Genomic DNA, 18,219 nt, shown 5'->3' on the forward strand with positions numbered 1-18,219 from the left:
CGAGAGCAGGCGCGGGGCGTGGGCGACGCTGAGCCGGCCGTGCGAGAGCGGGCGCGGGGCGTGCGCGACGCTGAGCCGGCCGTGCGAGAGCGGGCGCGGGACGCCGATGACGCCGAGCCCAGCCTGCGCGAGCGGGCGGGCCAGGCGGGCGAGGACGAGCCGGCCGTGGACGACCCGGGCTCGCGGGCGGGCGAGTCGGAGCCCGCCGTGCACGACCCCGTCCTGCGCGTACGCGACCTCCAGGTGGCCTTCGGCGGCGTGCGGGCGGTGCGCGGCGTCGGGTTCCACGTCCGGACCGGCGAGGTGCTGGGCATCGTGGGGGAGTCCGGCGCGGGCAAGTCCGCCGCCTGCCTGGCGGTGATGGGCCTGCTGCCCCGCCACGCCACGGTGTCCGGCTCGGTGCTGCTGCACGGCCGCGAGCTGCTCGGCGTCCCCGAGAAGCGCCTGGCGGCCTACCGGGGCCGGGCGATCTCGATGGTCTTCCAGGACCCGCTGTCGGCCATGACGCCCGTCTACCGCGTGGGCGACCAGATCGCCGAGGCCGTGCGCGTCCACCAGCGGGTGAGCCGCCGGCAGGCGGCCGAGCGGGCCGTCGAGCTGCTCGACCTGGTGGGCATCCCCCACCCCCGGCGGCGGGCCAGGGCGTTCCCGCACGAGTTCTCCGGCGGCATGCGGCAGCGGGCGATGATCGCGATGGCGATCGCCAACGACCCCGACGTCGTCATCTGCGACGAGCCCACCACCGCCCTGGACGTCACCATCCAGGCCCAGGTGCTGGAGGTCCTCAAGAAGGCCCAGCGCGAGACCGGCGCCGCCATCGTGCTGATCACCCACGACCTCGGGGTCGTCGCCGGCTTCGCCGACCGGGTGCTGGTCATGTACGCCGGGCGCGAGGCCGAGTCCGGTACCGTCCGCGACGTCTACCACCGCTCCCGCATGCCGTACACCATCGGCCTGCTCGGCTCGGTGCCGCGCCTCGACGCGGGCGAGCGGCTGCCGCTCACCCCGATCGACGGCGCGCCGCCCTGCCCGTCCCGGCTGCCGCCCGGCTGCCCGTTCGAGCCGCGCTGCCCGATGGCGGTCGCCGCGTGCGCGCGGAGCGAGCCCGCGCCGGCGCAGGTGGCCCCCGGGCACCGCGCGGCCTGCCACCGCTCCGGCGACCTCGACGGGACCTCCGGCGCCCCGCTCGTGAAGGCCGCCGCCCGGCCCGAGGCGGGCGACGCCGCCCCCGCGCGCGTCGAGGCCGCGCCGGCGGAGCCGCGAGAAGGGCGGGCCGCGGTGCTGGAGGTCGCCGGGCTGGTCAAGCACCACCCTCTGATGAAGGGGGCCGTGTTCCGGCGCCGGGTCGGCACCGTCCGGGCCGTCGACGGCATCGGCTTCGACATCCGCGAGGGCGAGACGCTCGGCCTGGTGGGGGAGTCCGGCTGCGGCAAGACCACGGCGCTGATGGAGATCCTCGAACTGTCCCGTCCCGAGGCGGGCCGCGTCGCGGTGTTCGGCCGCGACACCGCGACGCTCACCCCGCGCGACCGCATGGCCGTCCGGCGGCGCCTGCAGGTCGTCTTCCAGGATCCCCTGGCCTCCCTCGACCCGCGCATGACCGTCCACGACATCGTGGCCGAGCCGCTGGTCACCCACGATCACCGCGACACCGGCCCGCGGGTGCGGCGCCTGCTCGGGCTCGTCGGCCTCGACCCCGCCGACGCCGCCCGCTACCCGCAGCACTTCTCCGGCGGCCAGCGCCAGCGGGTCGCCATCGCCCGCGCCCTGGCCCTTTCGCCCCGCCTGGTCGTGCTGGACGAGCCGGTGTCCGCGCTGGACGTGTCGGTCCAGGCGGGGGTGCTCAACCTGCTGTCCGGCCTCGGGCGGCGCCTCGGGCTGTCCTACCTCTTCGTGGCCCACGACCTGGCCGTCGTCCGGCACATCGCCGACCGCGTGGCAGTCATGTACCTCGGCCGCATCGCCGAGATCGGCCGGGTCGAGCGGGTCTACGGCAGCCCGGCGCACCCCTACACCCAGGCCCTGCTGTCCGCCGTCCCCATCCCCGACCCCGACAAGGAGCGCCGGCGCCGCCGGATCCTGCTGGAAGGCGACCTCCCCAGTCCCGCCGACCCCCCGTCGGGCTGCCGGTTCCGCACCCGCTGCCCGAAGTTCGCGACCCTCGCCGGCCCGGCGCGGGCGCGCTGCGTCGAGGAGGAGCCCGAGGTCCGCCCGGTGGAGGGCGACCACGGGGCCGCGTGCCACCACGCGGAGAGGCTGGGCGTCGTCTGAGGCGGCGCCGGTATCGAGAGCTTGTAGATCGGGAGGAAACGTGACAACAGTCCGCAGGCGGGCGCTGGCCGCCGCCCTGGCCGTCGCCGTGCCGCTCACGGCCGCGTCCTGCGGGGGCGGCGCGGACGGCGGCCACCGCGCCGCCGGGGGCGCGCCCGCGTCCATGAAGGCCTTCGACGTCAACCCGGTGCCCCGCGAGCGGGTGAAGGACGGCGGCATCCTGCGCTGGGGGCTCACCGAGTTCCCCACCCAGTGGAACATCAACCACGTCGACGGCAACCTGGCCGAGGTCAAGAAGGTCGTCGACGCGCTCATGCCCGCCGCCTTCCGCGCCGACGAGAACGCCACGCCCACCCCGAACACCGACTACGTCACCGACGCCCGGGTCACCGCGACCAACCCCCGCCAGGTGGTCACCTACACCCTCAACCGCCGGGCCCGCTGGTCCGACGGCCGGCCGATCACCTGGCAGGACTACGAGGCCCAGTGGAAGGCCATGAACGGCCGCAACCCCGACTTCCACGTCGCCTCGACGACCGGCTACCAGGACATCGCGAGCGTCGCGCGGGGCAAGGACGACTACGAGGTGCAGGTCACCTTCCAGACGCCGTTCTCGGAGTGGCAGTCGCTGTTCTGGCCGCTGTATCCGAAGTCGGCCAACGCGACGCCGGACGCCTTCAACACCGGCTGGCTGAACCGCGTGCCGGTGACCGCCGGGCCGTTCAGGTTCCAGGCGTTCGACCTGACCGCCAAGACGATCACGATCGTCCGCGACGACCGGTGGTGGGGCGGGCGCGCCAAGCTGGGCAAGATCATCTATCGGTCGCTGGCCACCGACTCCCTCGTCGGGGCGTTCACCAACGGTGAGCTGGACGTCTTCGACGTCGGCCCGTCGGCGCCCGACCTCGCCAGGGCGGCGCAGGCCAGGGGCGCGGTCATCCGCCAGGCCGCCGGGCCCGACTTCCGGCACCTCACCCTCAACGCCGAGAGCCCCGCGCTTTCGGACGCCCGGGTGCGCCAGGCCATCGTCCTCGGCCTGGACCGCTCGGCGATCACCCGGTCCGACCTGCAGGGCCTCGGCTGGAAGGGCACGCCGCTGCAGAACCACCTGTTCATGAACACCCAGGTCGGCTACCAGGACAACTCCGGTGAACTCGGCGCCTTCGACCCGGCCAAGGCCGAGCGCCTGCTGGACGCCGCGGGCTGGCGCAGGGCGAGCCCGACCCGCCGCAAGGACGGCAAGGAGCTCGCGGTGCGCTTCGTCATCCCCTCCGGGCTGCAGCTCAGCAAGTCGGAGGCCGAGCTCGCCCAGGCCATGCTGCGCCGCATCGGGGTCACGGTCACCATCCAGTCGGTGCCGAGCGACGACTTCTTCTCCAAGTACGTCATCCCCGGCAACTTCGACATCGCGCCGTTCTCCTACATCGGCACGCCGTTCCCGATCTCCAGCAGCTACGCCACCTACGCCGACCGCACCAGGGCCTCCGACGGCAAGGCGCGCTGGAACGCCAACTTCGGCAGGTCGGGCAGCCCCGAGATCGACGCGGCGATGCGCCGGGCGTCCTCCGACCTCAACCCGGTGCGGGCGCGCCGCGACGCCAACGAGGCCGACAAGCTGATCTGGCGCGAGGTCAACGTGCTGCCGCTCTACCAGCGCCCCCAGAACTGGGGGGTCAAGGCGACCCTGGCCAACATCGGCGCCCCGGGCTTCTACACCCTCAGGTACGCCGACATCGGCTTCACGCGCTGATCGCCCCGTCCCGGCTCCCGAGGCCGGGACGCACCCCGGTCAGGCGGGCGGTTCGTCGGGGATGTCGGCGATGTCGTCCAGGGCGGCGGCCAGCTCGTCGGGGTGGTCGCCGATGCGCTCGGCGATCTCCATCAGGACGTGCAGCACGTCGTGCCGGTCGTGCCCGAGGTCGAGCAGGCGCTGCGCGGCCTCCCACAGCTGCTTGGGCTCGCCGTCCCACAGCCGCTTGGCGATCTCCTCGTGCCAGGCCAGGTGCTCGGCGAAGTCAGGACGGTCGCGCTCGTCGGCGTGGTCGATCTCCAGCAGGATGCGGCGGTCGGCGTCCTCCGAGGGCCGCAGCCGCCACAGCTCGACGTCGCCGTGCGTGCCCTCCAGGAACGGGAAGGCGAAGGCCCGCCGCGCCAGGGCCGAAAGGTCGCCGTCGGGCAGGAGACGTTCCACGAGGGAGCGGTCCAGGCCGAAGGTCGTCGGGTCGCGGTAGGCCTCGGTGAAGCGCCCCGTGGCCTCCCAGACGGCGTCCAGCGTCGCCCGCACGCCCTCCTCGGGAAGGCCGGTCCTGGCGGCGGCGAAGCGCACCCACGACAGCAGGACGTGCGGCATGGCCTCCTGCTCGGCCGGGCTGAGCAGCACCTTGCGCGGCAGCCAGTCGAGCAGGAAGGTCTCGCACTTGGTCGGGCTGACCCGCAGCGGCCGGTTGAAGTCCTCGTCGCAGCCGTAGTCGATGATGTGGTCGGCGCACCGGGAGGCGGCCGAGGGGTCCGACAGGTGCTCGGCGGCGTCGGAGGCCAGGAACTCCGCCGCCAGCATCGCCCGGCGGTCGCGGCTGTAGGGCGCCTCGCTGAGCAGCGGGGCGGGGCGCTTGCGGCCCGGGGGCAGCGCCTTGATGCGGGCCCTGGCGAAGGCGTGGAAGGCGCTGTAGCCGTCGCTGACGAGCTTCGGGCCCTTGCGGCGGCCCAGGGACGCGGCGGTGGCCTTCATCGCGAACTCCAGCAGCGCCCTGGCCTGCTTCGGCTCGATCTCCTCGAACGACAGCATCGGGTTGCCCGCGGCCTCGACGGCGGCCTTGCGCAGCAGCTCGTCCACGTGGGAGGAGACCCAGGCGTCGCGGGCCATGCCGCGCATGTTGTAGTCGACGACCACCACCAGCGCGTGGGCGTCCTCGGGATGCTCCACCGGAGGGGCCGGCGCCTGCGGCGCGGTCGCGGCGTCCTGGCCGGAGGAGGCGACCGCCCCCTGGCCGGCCGTCGCTCGGCCGGCGGCCTCCTGGGCGGCGGTCTCCTGAGTGGCCGGCGCCCCCTGCGCGGCGGGCGCCTCCTGGGCGGCGGCGCCCGTGCTCTGGGCGGCGGACGCCCCGTGGGCGGCGGCGCCCGTGCCCTGGGACGAGCCGGCCGGGGCCGCGGCGCCGTGGGAGGAGGCGTGGGCGGAGACGGCGGAGGCGGCGCTGTCGCGGCCCTGGAAGGCCGGAGGGGCCCCGCGGTAGGCGAAGGTGCACACCACGGTGTCCTGGTCGCCGTAGGCGTCCCTGGAGACGTAACAGCCGCGCGGTTTGACCGCTCCAACGCGCTCGGCCCAGCGGGGCCGGGCGACGTCGGACTCCATGAGCGCCAGCGCGGCGCCCTCGGCCTTGGCGGCCTGACGGGCGGTGCCGAGATAGGCGACGGCGACCAGCAATGTGAGGGCGGCGGGCGTGCCGGCCTTCGCGGCGTAGTCGACCAGCCCCTCGCCGAGGAACTCCTCCACGTCGCCCCGGCGCAGCCTGCGGCCCCACCAAGCGCCCAGCATGTCGGAGACCATCAGCTCGGCGTCCAGAGGACTGCGGACGGCGAGCAGTTCGCGGGCCGCCGTAAGCATTTCCGCGAACACGTCGTCCGGCGGCTGGGTCCCCCGGGGGTCTCGTCGTCGTCGGCGGCTCACGCCCTTACCCTCTCGCATTCCGCGCCCGAAAGGTGCACGGAACGCGCCCTGGTGACCCCGCTGTTACCGTCAGGGCCGCGTTGTCACCCCGCCGATCCGGCGAAGGTCATCCGCGGGGCTCGTGCGCGCCGCTCGGCGGGCGGTCGGTCAGCGGCACCGAGCTCGCCACCGCCAGCAGATGCTCGCGGGCGATGCGCTCGACGACGGCCGTGGTGACATCGACGCCGAGATGCGCGGCGCACGCTTCGACGTCCTCCACACAGCGGTCCACGACTTCGACGGGCACTCCGAGGAACTCGTCCTGGAGACGGGCACTGACGGCCGTTTCGTCCCCCGACGCGGGAGAACGGGGCTCACGCGGTGCGGTCGCCTGTGAGCCGGTCCCCCGCCGGTCGGCGGTCCCTTCGGTGAAACGCGTTGCTAGAGCAGGCATGGGCGGTTTCGCATCCTCCGATGAGCCGGGGGACATCCATCCCCCGGACCAGTGCTCTGAGGGGGCGTGCGGTTCCCATTCCACCCTTTCTCGCGATGGTGTCAACCCCTGTCGCCGTAAGGGTTCGGCACATCGGGCACCCCGGAGCCGCTCCTGTGGGAAGCTGTCTTCGAAACGCGTCCGGTCCCGGGCGCGCCATGTGCCGTCGCGGCGCCTCGCGCCGCCGTCAGGGTCGCGGATGCCGGAGAGGTGGAGGCTTGGCCGAGGTGCTGCGGACCGACCAGGCCACGATGCGCGTGGTGAGAAAGTCGGCCGATCTTGCTGCACACCGCGGCGCGTTTTTGACAGGATGCGTTGACCGCATCGCGGCCGGGGCTTCCGTCCGCGCGTGCCCATCGCCGATGATGTAGTGCAGATTCCGCGCTACCAATCACAGTTATGGAGATGTGCCTCGTGGGAGACCCTGGCACGCGACGGAGGTGCCGACCATGAGCGCCGAAACCTCCGTGCCCCGTCCCCGGGAGTCGGGTGTGGACATCTCAGACCCCGCCCTGTTCGCAGGCCTGCTGGCGGAGGCCCCGTTCGCTTTCGCGTTCTTCGACGCCACCGGCAGGATCCAGCGGGTCAACCAGAGTTTCGCCGACGCCAGCGGCGTGGCCGCCGAGGAGCACGTCGGCCGGTTGGCGTCCGAGATCGTCGCCGCCGACCTGTCGGCCCTCATCGAGGCCGCCCTGCGCAGGGTCGTCCAGGAGCACCGCGCCGTCGTCCACGACGACCAGCGCTACCGCAGCATGTCGGCCACCGGTGAGCTCCGCCACTGGAGCCTGTCGTTCTACCCGATCCACGGCGACAAGGGGGCGCTCGCCGGGGTCGCGATGTTCGGCGTGGACGTCACCGAGCGCCAGCTCGCCGAGGAGGAGCTGCGCCGCAGCGAGGAGCGCTACCGCTCGCTGGTGGAGTCCCAGCAGCAGCTCGTGTGGATCGCCTCGCCCACCGGGGCCGTCGTCGACGACGCCCCGCAGTGGCGGGCCATCACCGGCCAGAGCCTGGAGGAGTACCTCGCCTACGGCTGGCTGGAGGCCGTCCATCCCGACGACCGCCCGGCCGCCGAGGAGGCCTGGCGCGAGGCCCTGCGCGGCCGCACGCTGTTCGAGTGGAGCTACCGCGTCCGCACCCGGGCCAGCGGCTACCGCCACTTCGAGGTGCGCGCCGTCCCGATCATCCGGCACGGCCGGGTCGTCGAGTGGGTGGGCGCCAACAGCGACGTGACGCCGCAGCGCGAGGCCGAGGAGATGCGGGGACGGCTCACCGACCAGCTCGGCGCCGCCGCCCTGCGCACCGCGCGCCTGCAGGGCGCCACCGCCCAGCTCGCCGAGGCCCTCACGGTCGAGCAGGTCGTCCAGGTCATCATCGACGTCGGCCGCACCGCGCTGGCCGCCGACAAGTCCTCGGTCGCGCTGCTCGACACCGACCGGGCCGCGCTCAAGCTCACCAACAACGGCGGCGTGGCCGATGTTCCGGGCGGCACGGGCGAGGAGATCCCGCTCTCCCAGTCCAGCCTGATGACCATGGCCGTCAACAGCCGCAGGCCGGTGTTCGCCGAGTCGCCCGAGAGCCTGAAGGCCCAGCTCGTGGAGGCCGGCGCCGACGAGGCGGTCATCGACGGGTTCCTCGCCGGCAGCGACGAGCGGGCCTGGGTCGGTCTTCCGCTTCTGGCCGCCGGGCGGGCCCTCGGCGCGCTCAGGTTCGCCTTCACCCGCCCGCAGAAGATCTCCCAGGAGGACGGCGTCTTCCTGGAGGCCCTGGCCGGGCAGTGCGCCCTGGCGGTCGAGCGCGCCACGCTGTTCGAGCGCGAGCACCGCACGGCCGAGACCCTCCAGCGCAGCCTGCTGCCCGACCGGCTGCCGGTGATCCCCGGCCTGGTGCTGGCCCAGCGGTTCCGCTCCGGCAGCAGGCACGTCCAGGTCGGCGGCGACTGGTACGACGCGTTCGTCCTGCAGGACGCCCGGGTCGCGGCCGTCGTCGGCGACGTCATGGGCAAGGGCGTCAAGGCCGCGGCCGGCATGGGCCGCATCCGCAACGCCATGCGCGCCCTGGCCCTCACCAACCCGCCGCCCGCGGCCGTGCTCACCGGCCTTGACCGCGTCTTCGACGCCACCGAGGAGGAAGAGCAGGTCACCACCCTGGCGTACATGGTCGTCGAGCCCGCCACCGGCGAGGGCACCCTCGCGCTGGCCGGCCACCCGCCGCCCCTGCTGGTGTCCCCGCAGGGCACCGCCGTGCTGTCCGACGGCGAGCCCGGCACGCCGCTCGGCTGGCCCACCACCCGCAAGCAGTTCCGGTTCTGCGTGCCGCCGGGGCACACCGCGGTGCTCTACTCCGACGGGCTCGTCGAGAACCGCAAGCGCGGGCTGGACGCGGGACTCGCGGAACTTTCGTCGGTGGTGGCCGAAGCGCCCCCCGAAGTCCTAGGAAATCCGCACATGTTGCTTGACTTCCTGGTGGATCGCATGTTGGCGGGGTATGAGCAGGACGATGACGTCACGGTGCTCGCCGTCCACGTGCCGGCCGCCACAAAGAGTGACTGAATGAAACAGTCATAAGGGTTGCTTTCGGGTATCGGTGACCCGCTTCCGTACGCACTACTGTTCCGGTCGGCCTAGGGTGGAGGGCAACCGCTGTGAGGCGGCCGTATGGACTGCGGGGTCATGCCACAATGCTGGACAGGCACGTCGCGGTTCGCACGGCCCACCACCGAAAAGAAGCAAGAGCCCCTAGCGGGCACCTGGGTCCATTCTCACCATGCGTTCGTTCGAGAGGTGTTCGTGTCGCCTGCAAGTTCGACTCGCTCGAAGCCGTCTGAGCTGAACGAGCCCGTCATTCAGCGGCTCATCGAGCGTGGGCGCTCGCAGGGTTTCCTCGAGTCTGAGGATGTCCGCAAGGCCTTCGAGGAGGCGGACATCCCGATGTCGCACGCCGCGGTGTTCCTGCGGAACCTCAGCAAAGAGGGTGTGACCGTCGTGGTGACCGCTGCGGACTCGGCGGCGCCCAAGAAGTCTCGTGGCCCGGCCAAGCGTCGCACCGCCGCCCCCGTCAAGAAGACCAAGACCGCCACCGCGGCGGCCAAGGAGCAGCCCGATACCGTCACGGCCGTGGTGAGCGGTGCCGGGGGCGAGGCCGCGGCGACCGGTGAGAATCCGGTCGCCAAGAAGCCCGTGGCCAAGAAGGCCGCGCCGGCGAAGAAGGCCGCACCCGCCCCTGACGCTCCCGCCAAGGTCGCAACCCCTGCAGCCCTCGCCAAGAAGGCCAAGCCGGAGGTCGCCGTGCCCGCGTCGCCATCGCCCAAGATCGAAACCAAGCCCAAGGTCGCCTCCGAGGACGACGAGGACCTCGACATCGAGGGCGACCTCGAACTGGAGGACTTCGACATCGACGTGGAGGTGGACGCCGAGGCCGAGCCCGAGGCGGAAGCCGACGCCGACACCGAGGCGGAAGCCGAGGTAGAGGTCGAGCCGGAGGCCGAGGTCGAAGAGGAGCCCAAGGCCGGCCCCGAGGTCCAGAGCGACGACGAGGTGCTGATCCTCTCCGATGACGACGACGACGCGCCGGTCGCGCAGGTCGCCGCCGCCGGGGCCACCGCCGACCCGGTGAAGGACTACCTCAAGCAGATCGGCAAGGTCCCCCTGCTGAACGCCGAGCAGGAGGTCGAGCTCGCCAAGCGCATCGAGGCCGGCCTGTTCGCCGAGGAGCAGCTTGCCAACGACGGCGAGCGCCTGCCCGTCGACGTCCGCGCCGAGCTCGAGTGGATCGCCGAGGACGGCCGCCGCGCCAAGAACCACCTGCTGGAGGCCAACCTCCGCCTGGTGGTCTCGCTGGCCAAGCGCTACACCGGCCGCGGCATGCTCTTCCTGGACCTCATCCAGGAGGGCAACCTGGGCCTGATCCGCGCGGTGGAGAAGTTCGACTACACCAAGGGCTACAAGTTCTCCACCTACGCCACGTGGTGGATCCGCCAGGCGATCACCCGCGCCATGGCCGACCAGGCGCGCACCATCCGCATTCCGGTGCACATGGTCGAAGTGATCAACAAGCTGGCCCGGGTCCAGCGGCAGATGCTGCAGGATCTCGGCCGCGAGCCCACCCCCGAGGAGCTCGCCCGCGAGCTGGACATGACCCCTGAGAAGGTCGTCGAGGTCCAGAAGTACGGGCGCGAGCCGATCTCCCTGCACACCCCCCTCGGCGAGGAGGGCGACAGCGAGTTCGGCGACCTCATCGAGGACTCCGAGGCGATCGTCCCCGCGGACGCGGTGAGCTTCACCCTGCTGCAGGAGCAGCTCCACTCGGTGCTCGACACGCTGTCCGAGCGCGAGGCGGGCGTGGTCTCCATGCGGTTCGGCCTGACCGACGGCCAGCCCAAGACGCTGGACGAGATCGGCAAGGTCTACGGGGTGACGCGCGAGCGCATCCGCCAGATCGAGTCCAAGACCATGTCGAAGCTGCGCCACCCGTCGCGCTCGCAGGTCCTGCGCGACTACCTCGACTGACCCGCCGAACGGCCCCCGCCCGGTCACCGGGCGGGGGCCGTTCTGTGCCCGGATGCGGTGAGGCGTGCTTAACGCATCCGTAACATGCCGGTAGTGAGCAACGTCTCGACGGCTTCTAGGCTCACGCGGCATGGGTGTGATCGAAGTGGATCGGGCGCGTGCTCGGGGGCCACGACTGATCGCAGGCCGTCCCTGGGCGGACACCGTGCTGGACGACGCGGTGGCCGCTCTCGGACGTGGATTCCTGGAACCCGCCATCCCCGCGCTGGTCGCGACCCGGGCGGATCCGGAGTTGCGCGCGCTGCGCGTGGAGGCGCTGGCCAAGGCCGCCGTGGGAGTCACGGGCGGCATCGAGGCCCTGCTCGAGCGAGATCGGGTCAACCCCGACCTGTGGCTGTGGCTCGGCCGCGCGCGCGTCGAGGAGGCATGGGAGATCAAGCCCGACGTGCGGGCGCGGGCGGTGCAGGCCGGCCGCCTGCGCACCTTCCACCAGGCGATGGAGTCGGCGCGGGCCCCGCTGCTGGCGGCGGCCCAGCTGCTGCCGGGCGACCCCGTGCCCTGGACCTGCCTGCTGTGGATGGCGCTGGCCCTGGAGAGCCCGAGGGAGGAGAAGGACTCCCTGTGGGCCGAGGCCTGGCGCCGTCATCCCTCGCTGTACGCCGCCCACGTCGTCCGGCTGATGACGCTGTCGCCCGGGTGGGGCGGCACCAGCCAGGAGATGTTCGAGTTCGCCCGCGGCGCGGGGCGGTTCGCGCCGGTCGGTGACCCGCTCTGGGCCCTGCTGCCGCTGGCCCACTTCGAGCACGTCGCGGGGGAGCGCTCGGGACGGTCGCGCGCGTGGGGCACCTTCGACGTGCAGCGGGAGATCAGCGCGGCGTCCGGGCGCTGGCACGACGGCAGGGGCTCGCGGCCGCATCCGCGGGCCGTGGAGGCGCACAACGCGTTCGGGGCCGCCTTCTACCTGGCGGAGATGCGCCGGCCCGCCAGGGGCCACCTGTCGCGCACCGGTGGCCGCTTCAGCGACATGCCGTGGTCGCATCTGGGCGACCCGGCCAGGGAGTTCCACAAGGCGTGCTCGCGGCTGAATGTGATCACGAACGGATAACGACGTCCATGGTCCAGGGCCGCCCCCGCGAGGGCGCGGCGCCCAGCTCGATGGTGTGCCCGAGGCCGGTCAGCAGGTCGGCCAGCTCGCCCGGTGTGCGCGGGTCGGCGGCGGACTCCACCAGCGAGCGGGCGACCGCGCCGCGCGTGGCCTTGGCCATGTGGCTGACCACCGTGCGCGACCCGCCCGACTCGCGCAGCACGCGCACCGTGACCGCGCGCGAGCCGGGCTGCCACGCCTGCGCGTAGGTCGAGGACCGCAGATCGACGATCAGGCCCTTCCCCCCGTCCAGGGCCTCGCGCAGGCTCGGGCGCCAGTGGGCCGCCAGGCCGCCCAGGGGAGGCAGCCGCACGCCCATGGACAGGCGGTAGGGCGGCACGCGGTCGCCGAGCCGTAGAGCGCCCCACAGCCCCGAGAACACGATGATCCGGCTGCCGGCGCGCCGGCGCGCCCGGGCGTCCAGCGTCGCCAGGCCGAGATTGTCGTACAGCACGCCGGTGTAGAGCTTGGAGGCCGGCAGGGCGGGGGCGGTGCGCAGGGCGAGGTTCCTGCCCAGCTCGCCGGCCTGGCCGGGGGACAGGCCGAGCACCGTCATCGCCTCCTCCTGCGGGCCACTGACCAGCGCGTCGAGCGCGTCGAGGGCCTTCTCGCGGGCCGAGGTCAGCTCGGGGAAGGACAGGGCGCCGAGGTCCAGGGGGCGCCCGGTGCCGCGGGCGGCCTTTCCCTCGGAGGGCGGCAGCAGGATGAGCACGGCTCCCGATCCTAGCCTCCGCAGGTCAGCCGGGTCGCGCGGCCTCCTGCGGCCCGGCCGGGAGGCGGGAAGATCGGCTAGAGTCTGCGCTGATGAACGAGGAATGTGCGGACATCGAGGCTCTTGTGCACCATGCCTGGCCGGCGACGCACCAGGAGGTGGTCGGCGACTGGATCCTGCGCGCGGCGGACGGCGTGACCAAACGCGCCAACTCCGTGCTGCCATGGGGAGAGCCGGACGATCCGGACAAGGCTCTCGACGCGGCCGAGAGGTTCTACGCCGCCCGGGGGCTGCCGTGCGTGTTCTCCGTGGGCCCGCGCGCGCCGTCATGGCTGGACGGCCACCTCGCCGGGCGCGGCTACCGCCTGGTGGACGAGGCCGCCTACATGACCGCCCCACTGGACGGTGCGACCCCGCCGGCCGCCCACCCGGTGACGATCACGGATGAGCCCGGGCCCGGCTGGCTGACCACCTGGTGGGAGGTCGACGGCAGGTTCGACAGGGGCCTCGCGACCGCCGAGCGCATCGTCCGCGGGGTGCCCGCGAGTTACGCCGCCGTGCACGGGGATGGCGCGCCGCTCGCCGTCGGCCGATCGGTGCTCAAGGACGGCATGCTGGGGATCTACTGCATGGCGACGGTGCCCGCCGCCCGGCGGCGGGGCCTCGGGCGCGGCGTGCTGCGCGGCCTGCTGGCGCACGGACGCGCTCGCGGGGCGACCGGGGCCTACCTGGTCGTCCTGTGGCGCAACACCACGGCAATGGCCATGTACGCCGCCGAGGGCTTCACGCCGGCGGGGCGTTACCACTATCGCGTGAGGTAGCACCGGCGCGCGGGCCCTGACAGCGCGACGCGGCGAGGCCGAGGAGGTGTCCGGGGGGACGCCTCCTCGGATCGCCGCGTTCACGGTTCACCGTTATGAGGTTGTGCTCGGTTATCTAGGTCAGAGCGACGGGCCTGGGCTCACCGCTCGCTGGTGTTCGTAGGGGTTTCGCTGAGACGCGCCGACTCGTCCTGGATGTCGGCGCCCTTGTCGCGCAGAGCCGCAACGTGCCGACGCCCGTGGTGGGCGCAGAACAGTAGCTCCCCGCCCATGGGGAGGGACGCGCGGATGTACGCCTGGGCGCCGCACCGGTCGCATCGGTCGATGGCGGTCAGCGGCTTGGTGGGGGCGAGGGCTCCAGTCACGTATCGCCTTTCCGTTCACCCCACTGACGTGGGGATTTGGCGTCAGTCACTTGGCTCAACATCTAACCCGATGCGGACGTTCCCAATCGCCTTACGGATACGCCGAGAGCAGAATGTCTCGTTAAGTGACGTGATTCGGCCGCCGTCTGACGCAGAACCCCCTGTTGGTGGCACGCTTAGGCGCGGTGGACCATCGGAAACGGTAGGCTACGCACACATGTTCGATGCTCGGTGGGAGTGGGAGTGACCGCAGTCAGCACGGAGACGGGTTACACGGCCCGTCATCTGTCGGTGCTGGAGGGCCTGGAGGCCGTCCGTAAGCGCCCCGGAATGTACATCGGGTCCACTGACAGCCGCGGTCTCATGCACTGCCTCTGGGAGATCGTGGACAACGCCGTCGATGAGGCTCTCGCCGGCTACTGCAAGCGCATCGAGGTCGAGCTGTTCCCCGACGGCTCCATCGAGGTCCGCGACGACGGCCGGGGCATCCCGGTCGACATAGAGCCCAAGAGCGGCCTGGCCGGCGTCGAGCTCGTCTACACCAAGCTCCACGCGGGCGGCAAGTTCGGCGGCGGCTCCTACGCGGCCTCCGGCGGCCTGCACGGCGTCGGCGCCTCGGTGGTCAACGCCCTGTCCGCCCGGCTGGACGTCGAGGTCGACCGCGACGGGCGCGTCCACGAGATCAGCTTCCGGCGCGGCGTGCCCGGCGTGTTCGACGGCGAGGGGCCGGGCGCCAAGTTCAAGAAGAAGTCCGGCCTGCGCGACGGCGGCGCGCTGGGCCGCAAGGCCACCGGCACGCGCGTGCGCTGGTGGGTCGACAAGCAGATCTTCCTGCCCGAGGCCGAGGTCTCGCTGGACGAGATCCACGTCCGCGCCCGCCAGACCGCCTTCCTGGTCCCCGGCCTCACCATCGCCGTGCGCGACAGCCGGGGCGAGGAGCCGCTGGACGAGGAGTTCCGCTTCGACGGCGGCATCTCCGAGTTCACCGAGTTCCTGGCCCGCGACGAGGCCGTCTGCGACGTCATGCGGCTGCAGGGCGTCGGCCACTTCCATGAGACCGTGCCCGTGCTGGACGAGCAGGGCCACATGACCTCCACCGAGGTCGAGCGCGAGCTGACCGTCGACGTCGCCGTCCGCTGGGGCAAGGGCTACGAGACGACCGTGCGCTCCTTCGTGAACGTCATCGCCACGCCCAAGGGCGGCACCCACATCAGCGGGTTCGAGCGCGCCCTGCACCGCACGATCAACGAGCAGCTCAGAGAGACCCGCCTGCTCAAGAACGGCGACGACCCGGTGACCAAGGAGGACCTCCTCGAGGGCCTCACCGCCGTGGTCACGGTGCGCGTGCCCGAGCCGCAGTTCGAGGGCCAGACCAAGGAGGTCCTCGGCACCTCCGCGGCGAGCCGCATCGTCGCCCACGTGGTCTCCCGGGAGCTCAAAGAGCTGTTCGCCAGCACCAGGAAGGCCAACAAGCTCCAGCTCAGGGCCGTCCTGGAGAAGATCGTCGCGGCCGCCAAGGCCCGCATCGCCGCCCGCGAGCACCGCGACAACCAGCGCCGCAAGAGCGCCCTGGAGAACTCCGCGCTGCCCGCCAAGCTGGTCGACTGCCGCAGCGACGACGTCGACCGCAGCGAGCTGTTCATCGTCGAGGGCGACTCCGCCCTCGGCACCGCCCGCGCGGCCCGCGACTCGGAGTTCCAGGCGCTGCTGCCCATCCGCGGCAAGATCCTGAACGTGCAGAAGGCCTCGGTGGCCGACATGCTCAAGAACGCCGAGTGCGCCGCGATCATCCAGGTGATCGGCGCCGGCTCCGGCCGGGGCTTCGACCTCGACGCCGCCCGCTACGGCAAGGTCATCCTCATGGCCGACGCCGACGTGGACGGCGCGCACATCCGCTGCCTGCTGCTGACGCTGTTCCACCGCTACATGCGGCCGATGGTCGAGGCCGGGCGCGTCTTCGCCGCCGTGCCGCCCCTGCACCGCATCGAGATCACCAACCCGGGCAAGGGCAAGGAGAAGTACCTCTACACCTACTCCGACGCCGAGCTGCACCGCACCCTGCGCGACCTCGATCGGCGGGGCAAGCGCTGGAAGGACCCCATCCAGCGCTACAAGGGCCTGGGCGAGATGGACGCCGACCAGCTGGCCGAGACCACCATGGAGCCGCGCCACCGCACCCTGCGCCGGGTCCGCATCGAGGACGTCGAGGCGGCCGAGCAGATCTTCTCGCTGCTCATGGGCAGCGACGTGGCGCCCCGCCGCGAGTTCATCGTCAGCAGCGCCGCCGAGGTCGACCGCGACGCCATCGACGCCTGACGCCTGCGGCTCCTCGGGGGTGGCGGGGCGTGAGGCCGTTCAGGGCGTGCGGGCGCCGGCCTGGCGCCGGCGCTCACGAGATCGCCGTTGATGAGGTGAAGGCCGGGAGAGATCCCGGCCTTCACGGTATGCGGGCGGTACGGGCAGGGGTCAGAGTTCGACCGGCATCAGCTTGCCGGTGTGGACGTCGTACACCGCTCCGCCGACGGCCAGGCGGTCGGGCAGGTAGGGGTAGGTGCGGATGCGCACCATGTCACGCCGCAGCGCGGCGTCCTGGTCGGGGACGGTGTGGAACTCCAGGCTGCGGGTGTCCACGCCGTACTGGCGGCTGATCAGCTCGTGGACGTCCTCGTCGGTCGACTTGGCCATCCGGCAGTCGGTGTGCGGCATCACCAGCACGCGATCGACCCCGAGCAGGTACACCGCGAGCACGAGCGTCCGCAGGACGTCCTCGGTCACGCGCGCCCCGGCGTTGCGCAGGATCTTGGCGTCGCCGGCCGACAGGCCGAGCAGCTTGAGCGGGTCGATCCGTGAGTCCATGCAGGTGACCACGGCCAGCCCGCGCCTGGCCTGACCGGTCAGGTCCGCCTGCTGGAAGGATCTGGCGAAATCCTCGTTGGCGGTGAGCAGATCGTCGAAGGCTTCCGTCATGATGCCCATATTCCCGGATGTCGGTTCGGCGAATACCTCCGGGGGGCCCGATACGAGGGTTCGTAAAGATCCCACGATCACGCGTCACGATGGGTGATGATGTTCCCACTCTTAGTGAAGATCGTGGAGAGGGTTCGTGGTGGGGACGACCGATTCGCTCGCAGGCCATCTACGCGCGCGGGCCAGGTGGCGGCTCGACCGGGTGCAGGCCCGGGACGGCGGCTGGAACGCGCGCTGCGCGCTCGCCCTGCTCGACGCCGCGTCCTACACGCAGTCCCTTCCCGACGACGACCCGCTGATCGCCGCGCTGGAGGAGGCCGGCTGCTTCGGGGCGTACGGCTGCGGCGAGTTCGAGCCGCAGGAGGCCGTGGCCCGGCTCATCGACTCCTGGCACGACGGCGAGCCCTGGGAGCTGCTGACGGCCATCCCCGTCGCGGCCAAGGCCGGTGCCACGCCCTCCCCCTCCTGACCACGGGCGTTCGCGCGGGAGCGGCCGCACGGGCCGCCGGGAAAGTCCGGGAAGATAATCGCGAGGGTGACGTAGAGCGGGCCGGGCCGGCTCCGACTCCCTTACGACGGACCCCGCAGGGGTCGCCGCACACCGCAAGGAGCCGATCGTGAAGTACATGCTGTTGATCCATAACCGTCCCGGCTACGTCGACGAGCTGTCCGAGGCCGACCGCGAGGCGTTGTTCGGCGCGGTCGACTCGATCATGAAGGAGCTGACCGAGACCGGCGAGCTGCTGCGCGGCGAGGCCTTGGCCGACCCGTCCCAGAGCAAGACGGTGCGCGTCCGCGACGGCGTCCCGGCGATCACCGACGGGCCGTTCAGCGAGGCCAAGGAGCAGTTCGCCGGCTACCTGCTCGTCGAGTGCGAGACGCCCGAGCGCGCCGTCGAGATCGCCGCGAGCTGGCCCGACGCCCGATACTTCGCCATGGAGGTCCGGCCCGTCGTCCACCAGTCAGGGCCGGAGGCCTGAAGACGCCCGTCCCGGCCCGCTGGTGCGGTGACCGCGTACGTTCCCCGGGCGCGGCTCTCCACCCCGGGCCGCACCTGGTGCGGTGACCGCCTACGATCCCCGGGCGCGGCTCTCCATCCCCGGCCACGGGCTGTAGTGATCGGCGCCGGGTCGGCGGGTCGTGGTACGGCGATGCCGGCGCCTGTTACGGCGCCCGAACCGGTGAACGTTCGTGGACAGCGTGCTAGTGTCATGCGCCTGAAATTCGTCACTTAAATTTCTATGATTGCCGCATGTCGTCTTCGGGGCCGTCTGCGGTGGAGATCAAGCTGACCGATA

At 72.2% G+C, this 18,219-nt stretch carries 15 protein-coding genes; 10 read left to right on the forward strand and 5 right to left on the reverse strand.

From position 1 onward, the window contains the following. Positions 1-165 precede the first annotated feature (165 nt). Positions 166-2,271, forward strand: a complete 2,106-nt coding sequence (locus ABZT47_RS31140) for an ABC transporter ATP-binding protein (protein WP_354850026.1) — start codon at positions 166-168, stop codon at positions 2,269-2,271. A gap of 40 nt (positions 2,272-2,311) precedes the next feature. Beyond that, positions 2,312-4,021 (forward strand): ABC transporter family substrate-binding protein, encoded by a 1,710-nt coding sequence (locus ABZT47_RS31145; protein ID WP_354849974.1) that lies wholly within the window; start codon positions 2,312-2,314, stop codon positions 4,019-4,021. Between the two features lie 39 nt (positions 4,022-4,060). On the opposite strand, the gene ABZT47_RS31150 is transcribed toward ABZT47_RS31145, so the two are convergent. Then, positions 4,061-5,872 carry a hypothetical protein gene (locus tag ABZT47_RS31150; RefSeq protein WP_354849977.1) on the reverse strand — a complete coding sequence of 604 codons (1,812 nt, stop codon included), beginning with the start codon at positions 5,870-5,872 and terminating at the stop codon, positions 4,061-4,063. 169 nt (positions 5,873-6,041) lie between these two features. Then, positions 6,042-6,194, reverse strand: coding sequence for a hypothetical protein (locus ABZT47_RS31155; RefSeq protein WP_354849980.1), 153 nt, complete (start codon positions 6,192-6,194; stop codon positions 6,042-6,044). A gap of 431 nt (positions 6,195-6,625) precedes the next feature. Between ABZT47_RS31155 and ABZT47_RS31160 the strand changes: the two genes are divergently transcribed. From ABZT47_RS31160 to ABZT47_RS31175, 4 genes are all read left to right on the forward strand, one after another. Then, positions 6,626-6,778 (forward strand): hypothetical protein, encoded by a 153-nt coding sequence (locus ABZT47_RS31160; RefSeq protein ID WP_354849983.1) that lies wholly within the window; start codon positions 6,626-6,628, stop codon positions 6,776-6,778. A 78-nt stretch (positions 6,779-6,856) separates the two neighbouring features. Then, entirely contained in the window at positions 6,857-8,956 is a 2,100-nt protein-coding gene (locus ABZT47_RS31165; RefSeq protein ID WP_354849986.1) for a SpoIIE family protein phosphatase, read from the forward strand. Positions 8,957-9,193: 237 nt separating this feature from the next. Then, on the forward strand, positions 9,194-10,912 hold the full coding sequence (locus ABZT47_RS31170) for an RNA polymerase sigma factor (protein WP_354849989.1): 1,719 nt from the start codon (positions 9,194-9,196) through the stop codon (positions 10,910-10,912). A 130-nt stretch (positions 10,913-11,042) separates the two neighbouring features. Continuing rightward, on the forward strand, positions 11,043-12,017 hold the full coding sequence (locus ABZT47_RS31175) for a hypothetical protein (protein WP_354849992.1): 975 nt from the start codon (positions 11,043-11,045) through the stop codon (positions 12,015-12,017). Here the strand turns inward: ABZT47_RS31175 and yaaA are convergent. After that, positions 12,004-12,768 carry a peroxide stress protein YaaA gene (yaaA, locus tag ABZT47_RS31180; RefSeq protein WP_354849995.1) on the reverse strand — a complete coding sequence of 255 codons (765 nt, stop codon included), beginning with the start codon at positions 12,766-12,768 and terminating at the stop codon, positions 12,004-12,006. The two genes, ABZT47_RS31175 and yaaA, sit on opposite strands and share 14 nt — an antisense overlap. 92 nt (positions 12,769-12,860) lie before the next feature. Between yaaA and ABZT47_RS31185 the strand changes: the two genes are divergently transcribed. After that, on the forward strand, positions 12,861-13,589 hold the full coding sequence (locus ABZT47_RS31185; protein WP_354849998.1) for a GNAT family N-acetyltransferase: 729 nt from the start codon (positions 12,861-12,863) through the stop codon (positions 13,587-13,589). Positions 13,590-13,729: 140 nt separating this feature from the next. On the opposite strand, the gene ABZT47_RS31190 is transcribed toward ABZT47_RS31185, so the two are convergent. After that, complete coding sequence (locus ABZT47_RS31190) at positions 13,730-13,954, reverse strand: hypothetical protein (protein ID WP_354850001.1); 225 nt, start codon at positions 13,952-13,954, stop codon at positions 13,730-13,732. 243 nt (positions 13,955-14,197) lie between these two features. Between ABZT47_RS31190 and ABZT47_RS31195 the strand changes: the two genes are divergently transcribed. Then, positions 14,198-16,270 carry a DNA topoisomerase IV subunit B gene (locus tag ABZT47_RS31195; protein ID WP_354850004.1) on the forward strand — a complete coding sequence of 691 codons (2,073 nt, stop codon included), beginning with the start codon at positions 14,198-14,200 and terminating at the stop codon, positions 16,268-16,270. A gap of 150 nt (positions 16,271-16,420) precedes the next feature. Here the strand turns inward: ABZT47_RS31195 and ABZT47_RS31200 are convergent, their stop codons facing one another. Further along, positions 16,421-16,921 carry a carbonic anhydrase gene (locus tag ABZT47_RS31200; RefSeq protein WP_354850007.1) on the reverse strand — a complete coding sequence of 167 codons (501 nt, stop codon included), beginning with the start codon at positions 16,919-16,921 and terminating at the stop codon, positions 16,421-16,423. Positions 16,922-17,060: 139 nt separating this feature from the next. Here ABZT47_RS31200 and ABZT47_RS31205 point away from each other — a divergent pair, with 139 nt between their 5' ends. Continuing rightward, positions 17,061-17,390 (forward strand): hypothetical protein, encoded by a 330-nt coding sequence (locus ABZT47_RS31205; protein WP_354850010.1) that lies wholly within the window; start codon positions 17,061-17,063, stop codon positions 17,388-17,390. 157 nt (positions 17,391-17,547) lie between these two features. Further along, on the forward strand, positions 17,548-17,901 hold the full coding sequence (locus tag ABZT47_RS31210) for a YciI family protein (RefSeq protein ID WP_354850029.1): 354 nt from the start codon (positions 17,548-17,550) through the stop codon (positions 17,899-17,901). Positions 17,902-18,219: the final 318 nt, after the last annotated feature.

Origin of the sequence: Sphaerisporangium sp. NPDC005289 (assembly GCF_040607455.1) — a bacterium.
In the GTDB taxonomy this organism is placed as follows: Bacteria; Actinomycetota; Actinomycetes; order Streptosporangiales; family Streptosporangiaceae; genus Sphaerisporangium; species Sphaerisporangium rhizosphaerae.

Coding starts and splice junctions, on each gene's coding strand:
- ABZT47_RS31150 (WP_354849977.1), bottom strand. CDS start 5,872: ATGCTTACGGCGGCCCGCGAACTGCTCGCCGTCCGCAGTCCTCTGGAC.
- ABZT47_RS31165 (WP_354849986.1), top strand. CDS start 6,857: ATGAGCGCCGAAACCTCCGTGCCCCGTCCCCGGGAGTCGGGTGTGGAC.
- ABZT47_RS31175 (WP_354849992.1), top strand. CDS start 11,043: ATGGGTGTGATCGAAGTGGATCGGGCGCGTGCTCGGGGGCCACGACTG.
- ABZT47_RS31185 (WP_354849998.1), top strand. CDS start 12,861: ATGAACGAGGAATGTGCGGACATCGAGGCTCTTGTGCACCATGCCTGG.
- ABZT47_RS31200 (WP_354850007.1), bottom strand. CDS start 16,921: ATGACGGAAGCCTTCGACGATCTGCTCACCGCCAACGAGGATTTCGCC.
- ABZT47_RS31210 (WP_354850029.1), top strand. CDS start 17,548: ATGCTGTTGATCCATAACCGTCCCGGCTACGTCGACGAGCTGTCCGAG.